The 17,858-nt window shown below is 58.0% G+C and carries 14 protein-coding genes; 4 read left to right on the forward strand and 10 right to left on the reverse strand.

Annotated features, from left to right (window positions below):
- Positions 1 to 749, reverse strand: a 749-nt coding sequence (trmJ, locus tag E0L20_RS22500; protein ID WP_131635852.1) for a tRNA (cytosine(32)/uridine(32)-2'-O)-methyltransferase TrmJ, incomplete at its 3' end; no start/stop codon positions are given.
- A 132-nt stretch (positions 750 to 881) separates the two neighbouring features.
- On the opposite strand from trmJ, the gene suhB reads away from it, so the two are divergent.
- The gene (gene suhB, locus E0L20_RS22505; protein ID WP_010434013.1) at positions 882 to 1,685 is read left to right on the forward strand and encodes an inositol-1-monophosphatase; all 804 of its coding nucleotides are present in this window, start codon (positions 882 to 884) and stop codon (positions 1,683 to 1,685) included.
- 61 nt (positions 1,686 to 1,746) lie between these two features.
- Here suhB and E0L20_RS22510 read toward each other — a convergent pair whose 3' ends face one another.
- Complete coding sequence (locus tag E0L20_RS22510) at positions 1,747 to 2,727, reverse strand: nickel/cobalt transporter (RefSeq protein WP_131635853.1); 981 nt, start codon at positions 2,725 to 2,727, stop codon at positions 1,747 to 1,749.
- A complete protein-coding gene (locus E0L20_RS22515) occupies positions 2,718 to 3,356 on the reverse strand; it encodes a DUF1007 family protein (protein ID WP_131635854.1) in 639 nt (212 codons plus the stop codon). Before E0L20_RS22515 ends, E0L20_RS22510 begins: the two co-directional genes overlap by 10 nt.
- Positions 3,357 to 3,481: 125 nt before the next feature.
- Between E0L20_RS22515 and csiE the strand changes: the two genes are divergently transcribed.
- On the forward strand, positions 3,482 to 4,759 hold the full coding sequence (csiE, locus tag E0L20_RS22520) for a stationary phase inducible protein CsiE (RefSeq protein ID WP_131635855.1): 1,278 nt from the start codon (positions 3,482 to 3,484) through the stop codon (positions 4,757 to 4,759).
- On the opposite strand, the gene E0L20_RS22525 is transcribed toward csiE, so the two are convergent.
- Positions 4,760 to 5,899, reverse strand: a complete 1,140-nt coding sequence (locus E0L20_RS22525; RefSeq protein ID WP_131635856.1) for a 3-phenylpropionate MFS transporter — start codon at positions 5,897 to 5,899, stop codon at positions 4,760 to 4,762.
- A 172-nt stretch (positions 5,900 to 6,071) separates the two neighbouring features.
- Between E0L20_RS22525 and E0L20_RS22530 the strand changes: the two genes are divergently transcribed.
- The gene (locus E0L20_RS22530) at positions 6,072 to 6,494 is read left to right on the forward strand and encodes a DoxX family protein (protein ID WP_131635857.1); all 423 of its coding nucleotides are present in this window, start codon (positions 6,072 to 6,074) and stop codon (positions 6,492 to 6,494) included.
- 54 nt (positions 6,495 to 6,548) lie between these two features.
- Here E0L20_RS22530 and glyA read toward each other — a convergent pair whose 3' ends face one another.
- Positions 6,549 to 7,802 (reverse strand): serine hydroxymethyltransferase, encoded by a 1,254-nt coding sequence (gene glyA, locus E0L20_RS22535; protein WP_131635858.1) that lies wholly within the window; start codon positions 7,800 to 7,802, stop codon positions 6,549 to 6,551.
- 303 nt (positions 7,803 to 8,105) lie between these two features.
- Between glyA and hmpA the strand changes: the two genes are divergently transcribed.
- Positions 8,106 to 9,296 (forward strand): NO-inducible flavohemoprotein, encoded by a 1,191-nt coding sequence (gene hmpA, locus E0L20_RS22540; protein ID WP_131635859.1) that lies wholly within the window; start codon positions 8,106 to 8,108, stop codon positions 9,294 to 9,296.
- Positions 9,297 to 9,376: 80 nt separating this feature from the next.
- On the opposite strand, the gene glnB is transcribed toward hmpA, so the two are convergent.
- The 5 genes from glnB to purL all read right to left on the reverse strand — a co-directional run bounded on the left by glnB (position 9,377) and on the right by purL (position 17,693).
- Positions 9,377 to 9,715 carry a nitrogen regulatory protein P-II gene (glnB, locus tag E0L20_RS22545; protein ID WP_003860685.1) on the reverse strand — a complete coding sequence of 113 codons (339 nt, stop codon included), beginning with the start codon at positions 9,713 to 9,715 and terminating at the stop codon, positions 9,377 to 9,379.
- A gap of 65 nt (positions 9,716 to 9,780) precedes the next feature.
- Positions 9,781 to 11,118, reverse strand: coding sequence for a two-component system response regulator GlrR (gene glrR, locus E0L20_RS22550; protein WP_131635860.1), 1,338 nt, complete (start codon positions 11,116 to 11,118; stop codon positions 9,781 to 9,783).
- Complete coding sequence (gene qseG, locus E0L20_RS22555) at positions 11,105 to 11,842, reverse strand: two-component system QseEF-associated lipoprotein QseG (RefSeq protein ID WP_131635861.1); 738 nt, start codon at positions 11,840 to 11,842, stop codon at positions 11,105 to 11,107. Before qseG ends, glrR begins: the two co-directional genes overlap by 14 nt.
- Positions 11,839 to 13,272: a two component system sensor histidine kinase QseE/GlrK gene (qseE, locus tag E0L20_RS22560; protein ID WP_165500743.1), complete on the reverse strand. Its 1,434-nt coding sequence runs from the start codon at positions 13,270 to 13,272 to the stop codon at positions 11,839 to 11,841. Before qseE ends, qseG begins: the two co-directional genes overlap by 4 nt.
- Before the next feature lie 533 nt (positions 13,273 to 13,805).
- Complete coding sequence (gene purL / locus E0L20_RS22565) at positions 13,806 to 17,693, reverse strand: phosphoribosylformylglycinamidine synthase (protein ID WP_131635863.1); 3,888 nt, start codon at positions 17,691 to 17,693, stop codon at positions 13,806 to 13,808.
- Positions 17,694 to 17,858: the final 165 nt, after the last annotated feature.

A 17,858-nucleotide genomic window follows, 5' to 3' on the forward strand; every position in this document is an offset into this window, starting at 1 on the left:
AATATTCGCCGTCCTTCAGGCGCCTGGGCGATACCGTTCTGCTCAATCGACGCCAGAATTCCGCGCAGGATGTTCAGCTCCTGGCTTTCCGGGCGGGCGCGGGTGAACATACGGCGCAGCTTGTTCATCACCTGGCCCGGGTGGCCTTCACGGATAAAGCCGGTTGAGAGCAGCGTCTGCTCCAGATGACCGTAAAAGCGCTCGAGGTCGTCCACCAGCGGATAGGCCGTCTCTTCTTTCGGTTCTACCTGTTTATCCTGCGTCGCCAGCCATGCCATACGCACTTCATAGGCGATAACCTGCACCGCCATCGCCAGGTTCAGCGAGCTATATTCCGGGTTGGCGGCAATCGCCACGTGATAGTGGCACTTCTGCAGTTCGTCGTTGGTCAGGCCAACGCGCTCGCGGCCAAACACCAGCGCCACCGGCGCCTGTTCTGCTTCTGAAACGCTTTTGAGGCCGCATTCGCGCGGGTCCAGCATCGGCCACGGCAGCGTGCGGGAGCGCGCGCTGGTGCCGACAACGAGGCTGCAGCCGGCCAGCGCTTCGTCCAGGGTATCGACGATCTGGGCGTTGCCGATCACGTCGCTGGCGCCGGCCGCCAGGGCGATGGCCTGCGAGTCTGGCTTCACCAGCGGGTTAACCAGCCACAGGTTTGTTAAGCCCATGGTTTTCATAGCGCGGGCCACGGAGCCCATGTTGCCGGTGTGCGATGTTTCAACCAGCACGATTCGAATGTTTTGCAGCATAATTTTTAGGTGTCTGAATTCAGTGTCTGAAGAATATTCCGGCATATTATCATATTCGAGAGACATAATCCGATCCCGCTGCTATACTCTGCGCCGATTTTCCTGTTCTTTAACATCCAGTGAGAGAGACCGATGCATCCGATGCTGACCATCGCCGTGCGCGCAGCGCGCAAGGCGGGTAATGTAATTGCCAAACACTACGAAACTCCAGACTCCGTAGAAACCAGCCAGAAAGGCAGCAATGATTTCGTGACTAACGTCGATAAAGCCGCAGAAGCGATTATTATCGAAACAATCCGCAAATCTTACCCGCAGCACACCATCATCACCGAAGAAAGCGGTGAACATGAAGGTACCGATCAGGATGTTCAATGGGTTATCGATCCACTGGATGGCACCACCAACTTCGTAAAACGCCTGCCACACTTCTCTGTGTCTATTGCAGTACGCATTAAAGGCCGTACTGAAGTCGCCGTTGTCTACGATCCAATGCGTAACGAACTGTTCACCGCGACCCGCGGTCAGGGCGCACAGCTGAACGGTTACCGTCTGCGCTGCAGCAACGCTCGCGATCTGGACGGCACCATCCTGGCGACCGGTTTCCCGTTCAAGGCGAAGCAGCACGCGACCACCTATATGAATATCCTGGGCAAACTGTTCACCGAATGCGCCGATTTCCGTCGCACCGGTTCTGCTGCGCTGGATCTGGCCTACGTTGCGACCGGCCGCGTTGACGGTTACTTCGAGCTGTCGCTGAAGCCCTGGGACTTTGCGGCGGGCGAGCTGATCGCACGTGAAGCAGGCGCGATTGTTTGCGATTTCACCGGCGGCCACAACTACATGACCACCGGCAACATCGTTGCAGGTAACCCACGCGTTGTTAAAGCCATGCTGGCAAACATGCGTGAAGAACTGAGCGATGCGCTGAAGCGCTAATTCAGCATATTATGCCCGGTGGCGCTACGCTTACCGGGCCTACAAAATCCCTCAGATACGGCTAAAACGGCCGCAATCCCCTTCCCACCGGCACCGCGCTCATCCACATCGTTACCGCTGCCACCAGCAGAATCACCCCGCCCGCCAGAGCAAGCGTCGTCCACCCTACTTGCCTCCACAGCACCGGCGTTTTATTGCCGCTGAGTTTTACCGCCAGCTGACGGAAGCTGTGCACCAGTAACGCCAAAGACGAAATGGTGAGAGAGGTTCCCGCCGCCATCGCCAGCGCAGAAAGCATTCCCCAGCCGAACACGCCAATCACCTTACTGAACAGCAGCACCATGATCGCTCCCGAGCACGGGCGCATGCCCATCGAAAGCACAATCATCAGCCGCGCGCGCCAGTCGTCACCGTTCTGTAATTGTTCCTGCGTGGGCAGATGCTGATGCCCGCAGCCGCAGCTTTCATCATGAACGTGATGCGGAGTGAAGGCTTTGAATTTGGGCGTTTGCAGCAGCGCGCGCAGTTTTTTCAGCGCGCGCCAGCAGAGTATTAATCCCAGCACGCCTACCAGCGCATAGCTCCCCTTCTCCAGCCAGAAGCTGCTCAAGTGCAGCTGGCGCGCAGGCAGCTGTAAGAGCGAAAGCACGACCACGACGAGCGTAATCGCCACGCCGCCCTGCAGCAGCGAGGAGGCCAGCGTCAGGCCAATGCTCGATCTCAACTTCGAGGGATGGGTCGCAAGCCAGGTGGTGATGACGATTTTGCCGTGCCCTGGCCCCAGGGCGTGCAGCACGCCATAGATAAAGCTGAACGCCAGCAGGGAACCGCCTGCTTTGGTCGGGTTCTCCGCAACGGCCTTCAGCAGCCCGCTCATCTGTTGATTGACTTCACGCTGCCAGATAATGCTTTTCATCATCACCTGCGGCCAGGCCTGCCACAGCCATAGCGCGCCGAAAACGGCGAACAGCAAAAAGATTGCCAGCGGCCACAGGTGCAGCCAGCGGCGCGGTTTTCGACCCGGGGAGGAGATCACTGACATTGCAACGTCACCTCCTGGGCAAACTGTTTACCCAACTCCATATCCTCCGGTGGTGCATCGGCTTTATCAAGCGAGAGAGCAAAGTTGAGCGTCTCGTCGCTTGGCTTCGGCGTATGAACGGCGAGTTTGCAGGCTTTTTGCAGCGCAGCCGGTAACGTTACGTCGCTGTCCTCGGCGTAGCTCATATCGACGTAGTAGGTGGGATCGAAGGTGGAAAAAGTGTACTTCTGCCCCGCCAGCGGCTGAGGGTGCGCCAGCGGAAGGATAAACGTCAGCACCGCCTGATGTCCGTCGCGCGACATACCGTACTCGGTTGGGCGGTTGAGAAACTTCACCTTCTGTCCGTTGTGCCAGAACTCGGTGAAATAGTGCTGGCCCAGCACATTGGCCATCACTTCTGCCGCCAGCTTCTTCCAGATCTCATCCCCGGGCTTCGCGTTTCCCGCGTCATACAGCAGGTCTGCCGAGGTGATTTCATCCATCGTCCAGCGCATTTTCAGGCCGCTGAGCTGCGTGCCGTCCGTCACCAGCGCGGTTTTCAGGCTGATGAAGCTGTGAGGGTGCGCGCTGGCGGTGAAAGTCAAAACCGCCAAAAATAACGCTGTCGCGCTTTGTTTAACTATTTGCATCAATTCCTCACGTCAAAAATACTGTGATGTTCGCCAGCAATCCTGAGTGAAAGGCCTGCCGGTGCGCTTTTCAGCGTCCATCCTTTAGCTATTCTTATCAAACATTCTTACTGGATACCCGACAGATGATGACGACGCTTGAAATTCCATCTGTGCTTTCCAGTTCGCAGCGCCGCTGCCAGGTGCTTTTGATGCTTTACCTGCCGGATGCTGCCGTCACCGCCCAAAGCATAATTGCGACTAATGGCGTTGACGATGTTCTGGCACGGCAAGATATAGCCGAGACGCGTGACGAAATCCAGCGCTATCACCGGCTTGATATCGTGACGCACGCAGACGGCTGCTACCGAATTGAAGGCTCTGCCCTTAATCAACGCCTTTGCCTGCTGCACTGGCTGCGCAGGGCGCTCCGGCTTTGCCCGCAGTTTGTCTCGCATCAGTTTACCCCCGCCTTGAAAACCGCGCTTAAACAGCACGGCATTGCGCGACCGCTTTATGACGATGCGAATCTGCGGGCGCTGATCGGCTTCTGCTCGCGCAAGCTTCAGCGCCAGTTTGAGTGCCGCGACGTGCAGTTTTTACAGCTCTATCTGCAATACTGCCTTATCCAGCACCATCTGGGGAATACGCCGCAATTTTCACACTCGCAGCGCAGCTGGACCCAGTCAAGGGGCGAGTATTTTACGGCTCAGGAAATTATCCGCCACTGGAAACGCCGCGTTCCTCAGGGCGCTCACGTGGATGAACAGCTGTTCCTGGCGCTACTCTTTATGATGCTGCGCACGCCGGACCCGGTAATGGATAAGCACCAGCAGGACCAGCGCCTGCGTCGGGCAATTGTGCGGATGGTCGCCCGATTCCGCTCGCAAACCGGAATGAACTTTAGCGATGAGCAAGGGCTAACCGATCAGCTCTACATCCATCTGGCTCAGGCGCTGGACCGCTCGCTCTTCGAAATCGGCATCGATAACAGCCTGCCGGAAGAGATCCATCGACTTTACCCGCGCCTGCTGCGCACCACTAAAGAGGTGCTGTTTGAGCTGGAAGCCGAATTTGGGCTGCGCTTCTCCGATGAAGAAATGGCGCTCGTGGCGGTCATTTTTGGTGCCTGGCTGATGCAGGAGACCGACCTGCACGAGAAGCAGGTGGTGTTGTTGACCGGAGAGGATAAATCCTGCGAGGAAGTGATTGAACAGCAGCTGCGCGAGCTGACGCTGCTGCCGCTCAACATTCGCTATCTGACGCTGCAGGCGTTTCAGAAGGAGGGGGCCCCGCGTGAAGCCTCGCTGGTGATCACCCCCTACCCGACCGCCCTGCCGCTGTTCTCGCCGCCGCTGATCCACGCCGTTGAAACGTTGAATCCGCAGCAGCAGGAACATATTCGCGCCATGCTGGAGTCCTAGTCAGGCGCGCGGGGTGACTTTAGGACGCACAAACATCGCGGGAAGGGCAACCAGCGCCATCACCCAGAACACGCCGTGGCCCAGGTGTTGGTACAGGAAGCCCGCAAAGACCGTCATGATCGCGATGCTGCCGCCCATCGCCACCGCGGAATAGACCGCCTGCAGGCGAATCACGTCCCCGCCCTCGCGGGCAGCAATGTAGCGCATCGCCGCCAGGTGGCAGACGGTGAAGGTGCCACAGTGCAGAATTTGCGCCACAATCAGCCACGGCAGTTCGGTAGTCCAGCCCATAATGGCCCAGCGCGCCACGCCGCAGACGGCGGAGAGCAGCAGCAGATCGCGCGCGCCGAAGCGACGGAATAATTTCTTGCTCAGCGCGAAGATGATCACTTCCGCAACCACTCCCAGCGACCACAGGTAGCCCACCGCGGAGGCCGAATATCCCGCCCCCTGCCAGTAAATAGCGCTGAAGCCATAGTAGGCCGCATGCGCCCCCTGAAGCAGGCAAACGCAGGCCAGGAAGCGCCAGCTCTGGGCAACCAGGCTTCGCCAGGCGGGCCAGCCCGCGCTCTCCTGCTGGCGGCTCTCCCCTTTCGGCATCATCGACGGGCGCAGCAGCATCCCCAGCAGCATGGAGGCAATACCGATGCTCAGCAGGGCAAGGATGGCGCGATAGTCGTAGAGGCTGACCAGCTTGCCCACCAGCGCAGAGCCGATCACAAAGGCAATCGATCCCCACAGCCGCACGCGGCCATAGTCCATGGTGATCTGCTTTTGCCAGGTGTTCGCCAGGGCATCCGTCAGCGGCACCAGCGGCGAGAAGAACAGGTTAAAGCCCACCATCACCACCATCAGCCAGGCAAACTGCTGGCTGACCCAGAAGCAGGCGACAAAGACCAGCGTCAGCAGCGCCAGAATGCGCACGGCTTTTATCAGTAAGGAGGGATCGCTGACGCGTGGCGCAATCAGCAGGCTGCCCAGAAAACGCGCCACCAGCCCCGCGCCCAGCAGTACGCCGATGGTTTCGGGCGTTAAGCCAATCCCCTTGAGCCAGACGCTCCAGAAAGGCAGAAAAATACCGTAGCTAAAAAAGTAGGTGAAGTAGCTGAGCGCCAGCCAGCGCGTGGAATGCAAGACCATGAATCCCTCCAGAAATGGAGGCGATAGTCTGGCGTTAATCCCTGACTTTAGCAAGTCGTTAGCGCGCTATAAATTAACGATAAATTAACATCATGGACAGGCGGTTGGCGTATGGCGAGAGCGGCAAAATTGTATTACGTTTAAAAGACATCGCCTGGAGAGGTCGTTTGCCATGAACAGCTTACGTTATTTCGATTTCGGCTCCTCACGTTCCTTCCTGCTTTTGATTGCCCGTATCGCCATCGTTGCTCTGTTTATTATTTTTGGCTACCCCAAGCTGACGGGGTTTAGCGGCACCGTTCAGTATATGACGTCGCTCGGTGCGCCCATGCCGATGCTGGCGGCCATTATTGCGGTGGTGATGGAGGTCCCCGCAGCCATCCTGATCGTGCTGGGCTTTTTCACCCGCCCCCTCGCCGTGCTCTTTGTCTTTTACACGCTGGGAACGGCGGTAATAGGCCACCATTACTGGGATATGACCGGTGATGCGGTTGTGCCGAACATGATTAACTTCTATAAGAACGTCAGTATTGCCGGCGCGTTTATTTTGCTGGCGATTACCGGCCCGGGTGCCATATCCCTGGACCGGCGTTAACGCATAAAAAAAGGCCGCAAGCGCGGCCTTTTTTATTTCTGCAGGGCAGAAGGATTATGCGTATACCGGGAAGCGTGCGCAGATATCCAGAACTTTACCTTTAACGCGCTCGATAACCGCGTCGTCATTGATGTTGTCCAGAACGTCACACATCCAGCCCGCCAGCTCTTTCACTTCCGCTTCCTTGAAGCCGCGGCGCGTTACGGCCGGAGAACCGATACGGATACCGGAGGTCACGAACGGGCTCTTCGGATCGTTAGGCACGCTGTTTTTGTTCACGGTGATGTTGGCGCGGCCCAGGGCAGCGTCAGCTTCTTTACCGGTCAGGTTCTTATCAACCAGATCCAGCAGGAACAGGTGGTTTTCAGTACCGCCGGATACCACTTTGTAGCCACGGTTCAGGAACACTTCCACCATCGCTTTGGCGTTCTTGGCAACCTGCTGCTGATATACCTTGAACTCAGGCTCCATCGCTTCTTTCAGCGCCACGGCTTTCGCCGCGATCACGTGCATCAGCGGGCCGCCCTGCGCGCTTGGGAACACGGCAGAGTTCAGTTTCTTGTACAGATCTTCGTCGCCGCCCTTCGCCAGGATCAGGCCACCGCGTGGACCAGCAAGGGTTTTGTGGGTGGTGGTGGTCACAACGTGAGCGTGTGGAACCGGGTTCGGATAAACGCCAGCGGCAATCAGGCCCGCAACGTGCGCCATATCAACGAACAGGTAAGCGCCGATGCTGTCTGCGATTTCACGCATTTTTGCCCAGTCAACTACGCCGGAGTATGCGGAGAAGCCGCCGATGATCATCTTCGGCTTGTGCTCTTTGGCCTGCTTAGCCATGTCTTCGTAGTCAATTTTGCCGGACTCATCGATACCGTAAGGAATGATGTTGTACAGCTTGCCGGAGAAGTTAACCGGGGAGCCGTGAGTCAGGTGGCCGCCCTGCGCCAGGTTCATACCCAGAACGGTGTCGCCCGGCTGCAGCAGCGCGGTGTAAACGGCGAAGTTAGCCTGGGAGCCGGAGTGCGGCTGTACGTTCGCGTAGTCAGCGCCAAACAGCTCTTTGGCACGGTCGATAGCCAGCTGCTCAACGATATCAACGTATTCGCAACCGCCGTAGTAGCGCTTGCCCGGATAACCTTCAGCGTATTTGTTGGTCAGCTGAGAACCCTGCGCCTGCATAACGCGCGGGCTGGTGTAGTTTTCGGAGGCGATCAGTTCGATGTGCTCTTCCTGACGTACTTTTTCCTGCTCCATAGCCTGCCACAGTTCGGCATCATAATCGGCAATGTTCATTTCACGCTTTAACATCCGCATCTCCTGACTCAGCTAACAAGTAAATTTTGGCCTGAAAAGGCAGTCCTGATGGACGACGGGCAACAGTATAACTGAATCGTTCTGTGATAACAGGTCTTGACAAACGATTTTACGCAAACGTTTTCCTATGCGCCACGCAAGGGTTTGAGCAATAAAGCCCTCGTCATTTTCAACGGATTTCTTTTCAGGTTTGTGATGCATATTTTTCACGATGCAAAGAACCATTTACATTGCAGGGGTATTTTTATAAGATGCATATAAAATACATCATTAAAGTAACATTTGAAGGAAGTTGCTATGTTAGACGCTCAAACCATCGCTACCGTTAAGGCTACTATTCCCCTGCTTGTCGAAACCGGCCCTAAGCTGACTGCCCATTTTTACGATCGCATGTTCGCTCACAACCCGGAGTTGAAAGAGATTTTCAACATGAGCAACCAGCGCAACGGCGACCAGCGTGAAGCGCTGTTTAACGCCATCGCCGCCTACGCCAGCAATATTGAAAATCTGGCGGCGCTGCTGCCTGCGGTAGAGAAAATTGCGCAGAAACATACCAGCTTCCAGATCAAACCCGAGCAGTACAACATCGTTGGCGGCCACCTTCTGGCCACGCTGGACGAGATGTTCAGCCCGGGCCAGGAGGTGCTGGACGCCTGGGGCAAAGCCTACGGCGTGCTGGCAAACGTGTTTATCAACCGCGAAGCGCAGATCTACAGCGAAAACGCGGCTAAAAACGGCGGCTGGGAAGGCACCCGCGCCTTCCGTATCGTTGAAAAAACCCCGCGTAGCGCCTTGATCACCAGTTTTGAATTCGAGCCGGTTGATGGCCAGCCGGTGGCTGACTACCAGCCGGGCCAGTATCTGGGCGTGTGGCTGAAGCCTGAAGGATTCCCGCATCAGGAGATCCGCCAGTATTCTCTTACCCGCAAGCCAAACGGCAAAGGCTACCGCATTGCGGTGAAACGTGAGGACGGCGGTCAGGTCTCCAACTGGCTCCACAACGAAGCTAACGTGGGCGACGTGGTCCATCTGGCCGCGCCGGCGGGCGATTTCTTTATGGCCGTTGAAGCCACTACGCCGGTGACGCTGATCTCTGCGGGCGTGGGTCAAACGCCGATGCTGGCAATGCTGGATACGCTGGCAAAATCCAGCCACGGTGCGCAGGTCAACTGGTTCCACGCCGCGGAGAACGGCGACGTGCACGCCTTTGCGGATGAGGTGAACGCCCTGGCGGCGGGCCTGCCACGCTTCACAGCGCACACCTGGTATCGCCGGCCGACGGACGCAGATCGCCAGGCCGCTCGCTTCGACAGCGAAGGTCTGATGAATTTAAGCCAGATGGAAGGGGCGTTCAGCGCGCCGGATATGCAGTTCTACGTCTGTGGGCCGGTGGCGTTTATGCAGTATGCCGCGAAGCAGCTGGTAGACCTGGGTGTGGGCAAGGACAACATTCATTACGAATGCTTCGGTCCGCATAAAGTGCTGTAACCGCCCGGCGGCGCTTCGCTTGCACGGGCCTACGAAGGATTTTGTAGGCCGGGTAAGCGCAGCGCCACCCGGCAAGAATGTTAAATCGCGGCGTCGTCTTCTTCACCGGTACGGATACGGATCACGCGCGCCACGTCAAAGACGAAGATTTTGCCGTCGCCAATTTTGCCCGTCTGCGCCGTGCGGATGATGGTATCCACGCAGGTATCGACGATATCGTCGCTGACCACAATCTCAATTTTCACTTTCGGCAGAAAGTCGACCATGTACTCTGCGCCACGATAAAGCTCGGTGTGGCCCTTCTGACGACCAAAACCTTTCACTTCCGTCACGGTCATCCCGGTGATGCCGACTTCCGCCAGCGCTTCACGTACATCATCCAGTTTGAAAGGTTTAATAATCGCATCAATCTTTTTCATGGTGGGTCCTTAAACTCTTGCCTGTAAGCTGCCTCGTAATCGATTGCTCACAGTACCATACGGCACTACTCTTTAAAATCGTTTGCTTCCAGCTCGTGGCGTGAGAGCAGCTTGTAGAACTCGGTACGATTGCGCCCGGCCATCCGCGCCGCGTGGGTCACGTTGCCTTTGGTGATCTGCAATAGCTTGCGCAGATAGTTCAGCTCAAACTGGTTCCGCGCTTCGGCAAAGGTCGGCAGGGCCGTATTTTCCCCTTCCAGCGCCTGCTCCACCAGCGCGTCGCTAATCACCGGCGACGACGTCAGCGCCACGCACTGCTCAATCACGTTAACCAGCTGGCGCACGTTGCCCGGCCAGCCTGCGGTCATCAGGCGCTTCATGGCGTCGGTGGAAAACGCGCGCACGAAGGGTTTATGGCGATCGGCGGACTGGCGCAAAAGATGGTTCGCCAGCAGGGGGATATCTTCCGCACGCTCGGCGAGCGCCGGGATCTTCAGGTTCACCACGTTCAGGCGGTAGTAGAGATCTTCGCGGAACTCGTTGCGCGCCATCACCTTGGGCAGATCGCGGTGGGTGGCGGAGATAATACGCACGTTGATGTCGATATCGCGGTTGCTGCCGAGCGGCCTGACCTTGCGCTCCTGCAGCACGCGCAGCAGCTTAACCTGCAGCGGTGCCGGCATATCGCCAATCTCGTCGAGGAACAGCGTGCCCCCTTCCGCCGCCTGGAACAGCCCTTCCCGGCTGCTTACCGCCCCGGTAAAGGCGCCGCGCGCGTGACCAAAGAGTTCGGATTCAAGCAGCTGTTCCGGCAGCGCGCCGCAGTTGATAGCGATAAAGGCGTTTTTGGCACGCGGGCTGGCGTTGTGGATCGCCTGGGCGAGGATCTCTTTCCCGGTCCCGCTCTGGCCGTTAATCAGCACGCTGACGTCCGACTGCGCCACCATTCGCGCCTGCTCAAGCAGGCGCAGCATGATGGGGCTGCGCGTGACAATCGACTCGCGCCACGCTTCATCGCCTGAAGGGGCGGCATGCTCAAGCGCGCTGTCGATAGCCTTATACAGCGCGTCTTTATCGACCGGCTTGGTCAGGAAGCTGAACACCCCCTGCTGCGTCGCGGCGACCGCATCCGGGATCGAGCCGTGGGCGGTTAAAATGATAACCGGCATACCCGGCTGCTGCTTCTGGATCTCTGCAAACAGCTGCAGGCCGTCCATCTCGTCCATCCGCAGGTCGCTGATCACCAGATCGATCTTCTCGCGGCTGAGCACCTTCAGCCCTTCCTGCCCGCTTTCAGCGGTCACAACGCTGTAGCCTTCGCTGACCAGGCGCATCCCCAGGAGCTTTAACAGCCCGGGATCGTCATCGACCAGTAAGAGATGAGCAGGTTTACGGCTCGTCATGCTTCACATCCTCTTGTTTCGGCGTATCGCTGTCCGGCGTCGCGGAGGCACTTCCGGGCTGATATTTACGCGATGAGAGCTGCCTTTCAATATCGGTCAGGTTCTCAAGCTTGCGCGTGGTGGTATCAAGCTGGGTTCGCAGAGACTCCTGCTGCTGGCGAAGCGTATCCAGCTCGCCGTCCGTCGACTGCTGCAGTTTGCTGTAGCGGGAACGCTCTTCCGACAGCTGCAGCTGCAGTGTCTGACCGTCGCGCCAGAGCTGATAAACCGGACGCACCTGTGCCGGAATGTTCATGACAAAGGTATCGAGTCGGTTGAGATTGGCGCGACGTTCAACCGGGGTGATTTTGGCATCCGCCAGCACGATCCCACGCTTAAACGCATCCTGCCAGGTACTATTGTCGAGCAAGGCCGCCTGCGCGCGGGCTTCAACCGGCGCCAGACGCTGGGCGCAGTCGATGCCACGCAGCCAGAACAGCGGATTTGATTCGACGTCATGGCCCGACAGGAGCCAGATGTTTTCACACCGCGTTGAAAGGAAATCAGCCAGCTGATGCTCTGGCCATTTATCTTCTTGTTTATCGCTAATTGCACTCTGCGGCGGATGGGAAACACATCCCACCAGAAGTAGACCCGGCAGGCTCAGGCGTAACGTTTTGCTGGAAAACACCGCGCGTATGGCGCGAAAAAAGACGTGTGACATACTCACCAGACATTGATTCATTTTATTGATTTTTCCGGCTCAAGGGGCAGTTCGATACGGAAGCAAACATCTGAACGTTCGTCCGTGGCAATGTTTAATTCACCCTGCATTCGTCGTATACAGTCCCGGGCAATGCTCAATCCCAGGCCACTTCCTTTAACCGCACCTTTCCGCTGATGACTCCCCTGGAAGAAGGGTTCAAAAATCATCGCGCTTTCATCATCCGGGATCGGGGTGCCAGTATTGGCGACTTCAATAAACACCCGTGAACCATTCGTATAGCTTCGGATATAAATGTTACCGGATTCAGTACCATAGTGCACCGCATTGGAATAAAGATTATCCAGCACGCTCATCAGCAGCATGGGCTCCGCCAGACAGGCCGGTTCACTGAGGCTGACGTCCGTATGCATCATTTTAGCTCTTGCTGGCAGGCTATGGGCGGAGATGACCATATCCACCAGCGGTTCAATCTCGACCTTTTCCAGCACCACCGCGCCATCAGCCAGCTTGCGGTTATAGTCCAGCAGCTGCTCGATCAGCTTTTGCAGATTACGGCTGCTGTCATCCAGAATCTCAACAATCTCTTTCTGTTCGAGGGTCAGAGGCCCAGCCACCTCGTCCGCCAGCAGCTCCGTGCCTTCACGCATGCTGGCAAGCGGCGTTTTAAGCTCGTGGGAGATATGCCGCAGGAACTGGTGGCGCTGCGATTCCAGCCAGGCCAGACGCTCAGAAAGCCAGATGATACGCTGGCCCACCGAGCGTAACTCTCGCGGCCCCTTAAAGGCGACGGTATCCCCGAGCGATTTCCCCTCGCCCAGCCGGTTGATCATGCGCTGAATCCCCTTTACCGGGCCGATGATCATACGGGTAAACAGCAGGACCAGCCCCAGGCTGACAAGAAAGAGCACCAGCGCCTGCCAGCCGAAGAATTGACCGCGCTCGGCAATTTCCTGCTGCAGCTGCTGCCCGCGCGAAAACACCACGGCGCGGGTGGCCTGCACCATTTCCGTATTGGCATTGGCAAAGGCTTCGAGGCGGGCTGCGGCATCGGCATCTGGCCCGCTGTTTTTACACTGCAGCTGCGCCAGGCTGTTCAGATCCTGACGTAACGCCTGATAGAGTTTGTCATCCGGCAGTACGCCCGCGTGGGCGTCCAGCATCTCGCTGTAGCGTTTGCGCTGGCTTTGATAGACCTTTTCCAGGGTGCGATCGTCCAGCACGCAATACTGGCGATAGCTTCTCTCCATCTCCAGCGCGGCGTTGGTCATGGCCTCACTGCGTCTGGCATCAATCAGCGTCGTGCGGTTCGTCAAGGCAGCCTGCGCGCTCAGGGCATTCAGGCTCTGCCATGCCTGCCATGCCAGAACCAGCAAAGGCAGCAGTATCAGCAGAAATGCCATCATAACGAGCTGTCGCAGGGAGCGAGGGAAAACGGGCCAGCGTTTCAAGACATGACTCTCTTACTGTGGGTTTGAGGAGAGCGTAACTGAGTCTGCCCGTCAGATACAACAAAGCCGGGTAAAAACCCGGCTTTGTTGAGGAATGAGGCGGTGCCTAACTCGACGTTTCGCCCTGGCCTGATAAAGCAACGCTATGATCAGTAGTTGGACGGCAGGCACCTTTTTGTGCGTCATTCGAAGTTTATGTAGCACGTCCCGAAGGGGCTGACATAAGAAGGTGAATGAGCCACTGGTTAATATTATGCAACAGCCGTGCCAGAATGCAAAACAAAATATTAACACATTGAAATATAGGCGCTTTAGGTGGATATCTGTTAATTGTCTGCAGAATGATTTCCAGGCTAAGTGTCGCTATTAAGCAACACCTTAACGGGAACCTTTCCTGTTATATATAAATCAATGAGTTAAATGTCTCCTTTTGGCGACACCTATACCAGAGGATTGTCGCGATTTTGCGACAGGCATAAAAAAGCCCGGTGGCGCTCACGCTCACCGGGCCTACAAAGTACCTGCTTTACATCTTAACCCAGCTGTTTACGCGCGTTGCGGAAGATACGCATCCACGGGCTGTCCTCGCCCCAGTTTTCCGGATGCCAGGAGTTGCTTACGGTGCGGAACACGCGTTCCGGGTGCGGCATCATGATGGTCGCACGACCGCTTTCGCTGGTCACCGCAGTAATGCCGTTCGCTGAACCGTTCGGGTTAGCCGGGTAGGTTTCTGTCACCTTGCCAAAGTTATCCACGAAGCGCAGCGCCACCAGGCCTTTGCTTTCAAGCTGAGCCAGATGCGCCGCATCGCGCACTTCTACCTGACCTTCACCGTGGGAAACGGCGATTGGCATCTGTGAACCGACCATCCCCTGCAGCAGCAGAGACGGGCTTTGGGTAACTTCTACCAGGCTAAAGCGCGCTTCGAAGCGGTCGGACTGGTTGCGCACGAAGCGCGGCCAGGCTTCGCTGCCCGGGATCAGCTCGCGCAGGTTAGACATCATCTGGCAGCCGTTACACACGCCCAGCGCCAGCGTCTGCGGACGGTGGAAGAAGGTTTCGAATTCGTCGCGCACGCGGCTGTTGAACAGGATGGACTTCGCCCAGCCCTCGCCCGCGCCCAGCACGTCGCCGTAGGAGAAGCCGCCGCACGCCACCAGCGCATGGAAATCTTCCAGACCGGTACGCCCGGCCAGCAGGTCGCTCATGTGGACGTCGATGGCGTCAAAGCCCGCGCGGTGGAAGGCAGCCGCCATCTCAACGTGGGAGTTAACGCCCTGCTCGCGCAGCACCGCCACTTTCGGACGCGCGCCGGTCGCAATGTACGGCGCGGCAATGTCTTCGCTGATGTCGAAGGAGAGCTTCACGTTCAGGCCTGGATCCTGGTCATTCGCTTTCGCGTTATGCTCCTGATCGGCGCATTCCGGGTTATCACGCAGGCGCTGCATCTGCCAGGTGGTTTCCGCCCACCACATGCGCAGCGTGGTGCGGCTTTCGCTGAACACGGCGTGACCGTCTGCTTCAATGACGAAGCGGTCGCCCTGAACGGCTTTACCCAGATAGTGCACGCAGTCTGCCAGACCGTGCTTCGCAAGAATCGCTTCAACCGCGTCGCGATCCGCCGCGCGCACCTGAATCACGGCGCCCAGTTCTTCATTGAACAGCGCCGCCAGACGGTCTTTGCCAAGCGTGGCAATGTTCGCTTCCACGCCGCAGTGGCCGGTGAAGGCCATTTCTGCCAGCGTCACCAGCAGGCCGCCGTCGGAACGGTCGTGGTAGGCGAGCAGCTTACGCTGCGCCACCAGCGCCTGAATCGCGTCGTAGAAGCCTTTCAGCTGGGCAACGTCGCGCACGTCGGCCGGCTTGTCACCGAGCTGACGGTACACCTGCGCCAGCGCGGTGGCACCCAGCGCGTTGTGGCCTTTGCCGAGATCAATCAGCAGCAGGGCGTTGTCAACGGTCGCAAGCTGCGGCGTGATGGTATGACGCACGTCTTCCACGCGGGCAAACGCGGTGATCACCAGCGACAGCGGAGAAGTCATCTCGCGCTGCTCGCTGCCTTCCTGCCAGCGGGTTTTCATCGACATGGAGTCTTTACCCACCGGAATGGTCAGGCCGAGGGCTGGACACAGCTCCTCGCCCACCGCCTTCACGGCTTCATACAGGCCAGCATCTTCGCCAGGATGACCGGCTGCGGCCATCCAGTTTGCGGAGAGCTTGATGCGTTTGATGTCGCCAATCTGCGTCGCGGCGATGTTGGTCAGCGCTTCACCGACCGCAAGACGGGCGGAAGCCGCGAAGTCCAGCAGCGCCACCGGGGTACGTTCGCCCAGGGCCATCGCTTCGCCGTAGTAGCTGTCGAGGCTCGCGGTAGTCACGGCGCAGTTCGCCACCGGGATCTGCCACGGGCCGACCATCTGATCGCGCGATACCATACCGGTCACGGTGCGGTCGCCGATGGTCACCAGGAAGGTTTTCTCTGCCACAGCAGGCAGGTGAAGCACGCGGTTGACCGCTTCTGCCACGGTAATGCCTTGACGATCCAGCGCTTTGCCCGCCGCTTTGCGGGTTGTAACGTCGCGGGTCATCTTCGGCGTTTTGCCGAGCAGGACGTCCAGCGGCAGGTCGATAGGCTGGTTGTCGAAATGGGTGTCGCTTAAGGAGAGGTGCAGCTCTTCGGTCGCTTCACCGATGACGGCGTACGGCGCGCGCTCGCGGCGGCACAGCTCGTCAAACAGCGGCAGCTGATCGGCCGCAACCGCCAGCACGTAGCGTTCCTGGGATTCGTTACACCAGATTTCCAGCGGGCTCATGCCTGGCTCATCGTTCAGGATGTCGCGTAGGTTGAAACGACCCCCGCGACCGCCGTCGCTCACCAGCTCCGGCATGGCGTTAGACAGACCGCCCGCACCCACGTCGTGGATAAATAGAATCGGGTTGGCATCGCCCAGCTGCCAGCAGCGGTCGATCACTTCCTGACAGCGGCGTTCCATCTCCGGGTTATCGCGCTGTACGGAGGCGAAGTCGAGATCGGCATCAGACTGACCGGAGGCCATTGAAGATGCCGCCCCGCCGCCCAGGCCGATGTTCATCGCCGGGCCGCCGAGCACGATCAGCTTCGCGCCCACGACGATCTCGCCTTTCTGCACGTGATCGGCGCGGATGTTGCCGATCCCGCCCGCCAGCATGATCGGCTTGTGGTAGCCGCGCAGCTCTTCGCCGTTGTGGCTGTCCACTTTCTCTTCATAGGTACGGAAGTAACCGTTCAGCGCCGGACGACCAAACTCGTTGTTGAACGCCGCGCCGCCCAGCGGGCCGTCGGTCATGATATCCAGCGCGGTCACGATGCGCTCCGGCTTGCCGAAATCTTCTTCCCACGGCTGTTCAAAGCCCGGGATGCGCAGGTTGGAAACGGAGAAACCGACCAGACCCGCTTTAGGTTTAGCGCCGCGACCGGTCGCACCTTCGTCACGGATTTCACCGCCGGAGCCGGTCGCCGCACCCGGCCACGGAGAAATCGCCGTCGGGTGGTTGTGGGTTTCCACCTTCATCAGGATATGCGCAGGTTCCTGATGGAAGTCATAGCGCCCTGCTTCGCGATCGGCGAAGAAGCGGCCCACCTCGGAACCTTCCATTACCGCGGCGTTGTCTTTATAGGCAGACAGCACGTGGTCAGGGGTTTGCTCCATGGTGTTTTTGATCATTTTGAACAGCGACTTCGGCTGCTGCTCGCCGTCAATAATCCAGTCGGCGTTGAAAATCTTGTGGCGGCAGTGCTCAGAGTTAGCCTGCGCGAACATGTAGAGTTCGATGTCGTTCGGGTTACGGTTGAGCTTAACAAACGCATCCTGCAGGTAGTCGATTTCATCTTCTGCCAGCGCCAGGCCGAGACGCAGGTTAGCGTCAATCAGCGCCTGACGGCCCTGCCCCAGCAGGTCCACGCTCTGTACCGGCGCAGGCTGATGGTGCGAGAAGAGCTGCTGCGCGTCGTCCAGCGAGGCAAACACGCTCTCCATCATGCGATCGTGCAGTTCAGCCGCAACCGCCTGCCACTGCGCTTCACTCAGGGTAGAGGCTTCCACGTAGTACGCCACGCCGCGTTCCAGACGGTTAATCTGGTTCAGGCCACAGTTGTGGGCGATGTCGGTGGCTTTGGAAGACCAGGGGGAGATGGTGCCCGGACGCGGCGTCGCCAGGATCAGCTTGCCGGTTGGCGTGTGGCTGCTCAGGCTTGGGCCGTACTTGAGCAGGCGTTCCAGCTGTTCGCGCTCCTCTGCATTCAGGGGGGCATTCAGGTCAGCAAAATGGACATACTCAGCGTAAATATTGCTTACCGGAAGGTCGGCTGCCTGAAAACGTGCCAGCAGTTTGTTGATACGGAAGGCAGACAGTGCAGGCGAACCACGCAGAATTTCCATCATAAGTCTCTCGTCTTCGAAGCGCCGGGGCGCTTACAGTGTGCGCAAGGGGGGAAAACGGGCGTCATTATAGAGAATCCTGCGCGTTGACGAAACCGTTTGCGTCGAAATAAAATTTGCAAAGACGTTTAACAATAGATGTGACCTGTCTCTCTAATTGGTTGCCAA

The organism is Enterobacter wuhouensis (assembly GCF_004331265.1).
In the GTDB taxonomy this organism is placed as follows: domain Bacteria; phylum Pseudomonadota; class Gammaproteobacteria; order Enterobacterales; family Enterobacteriaceae; genus Enterobacter; species Enterobacter wuhouensis.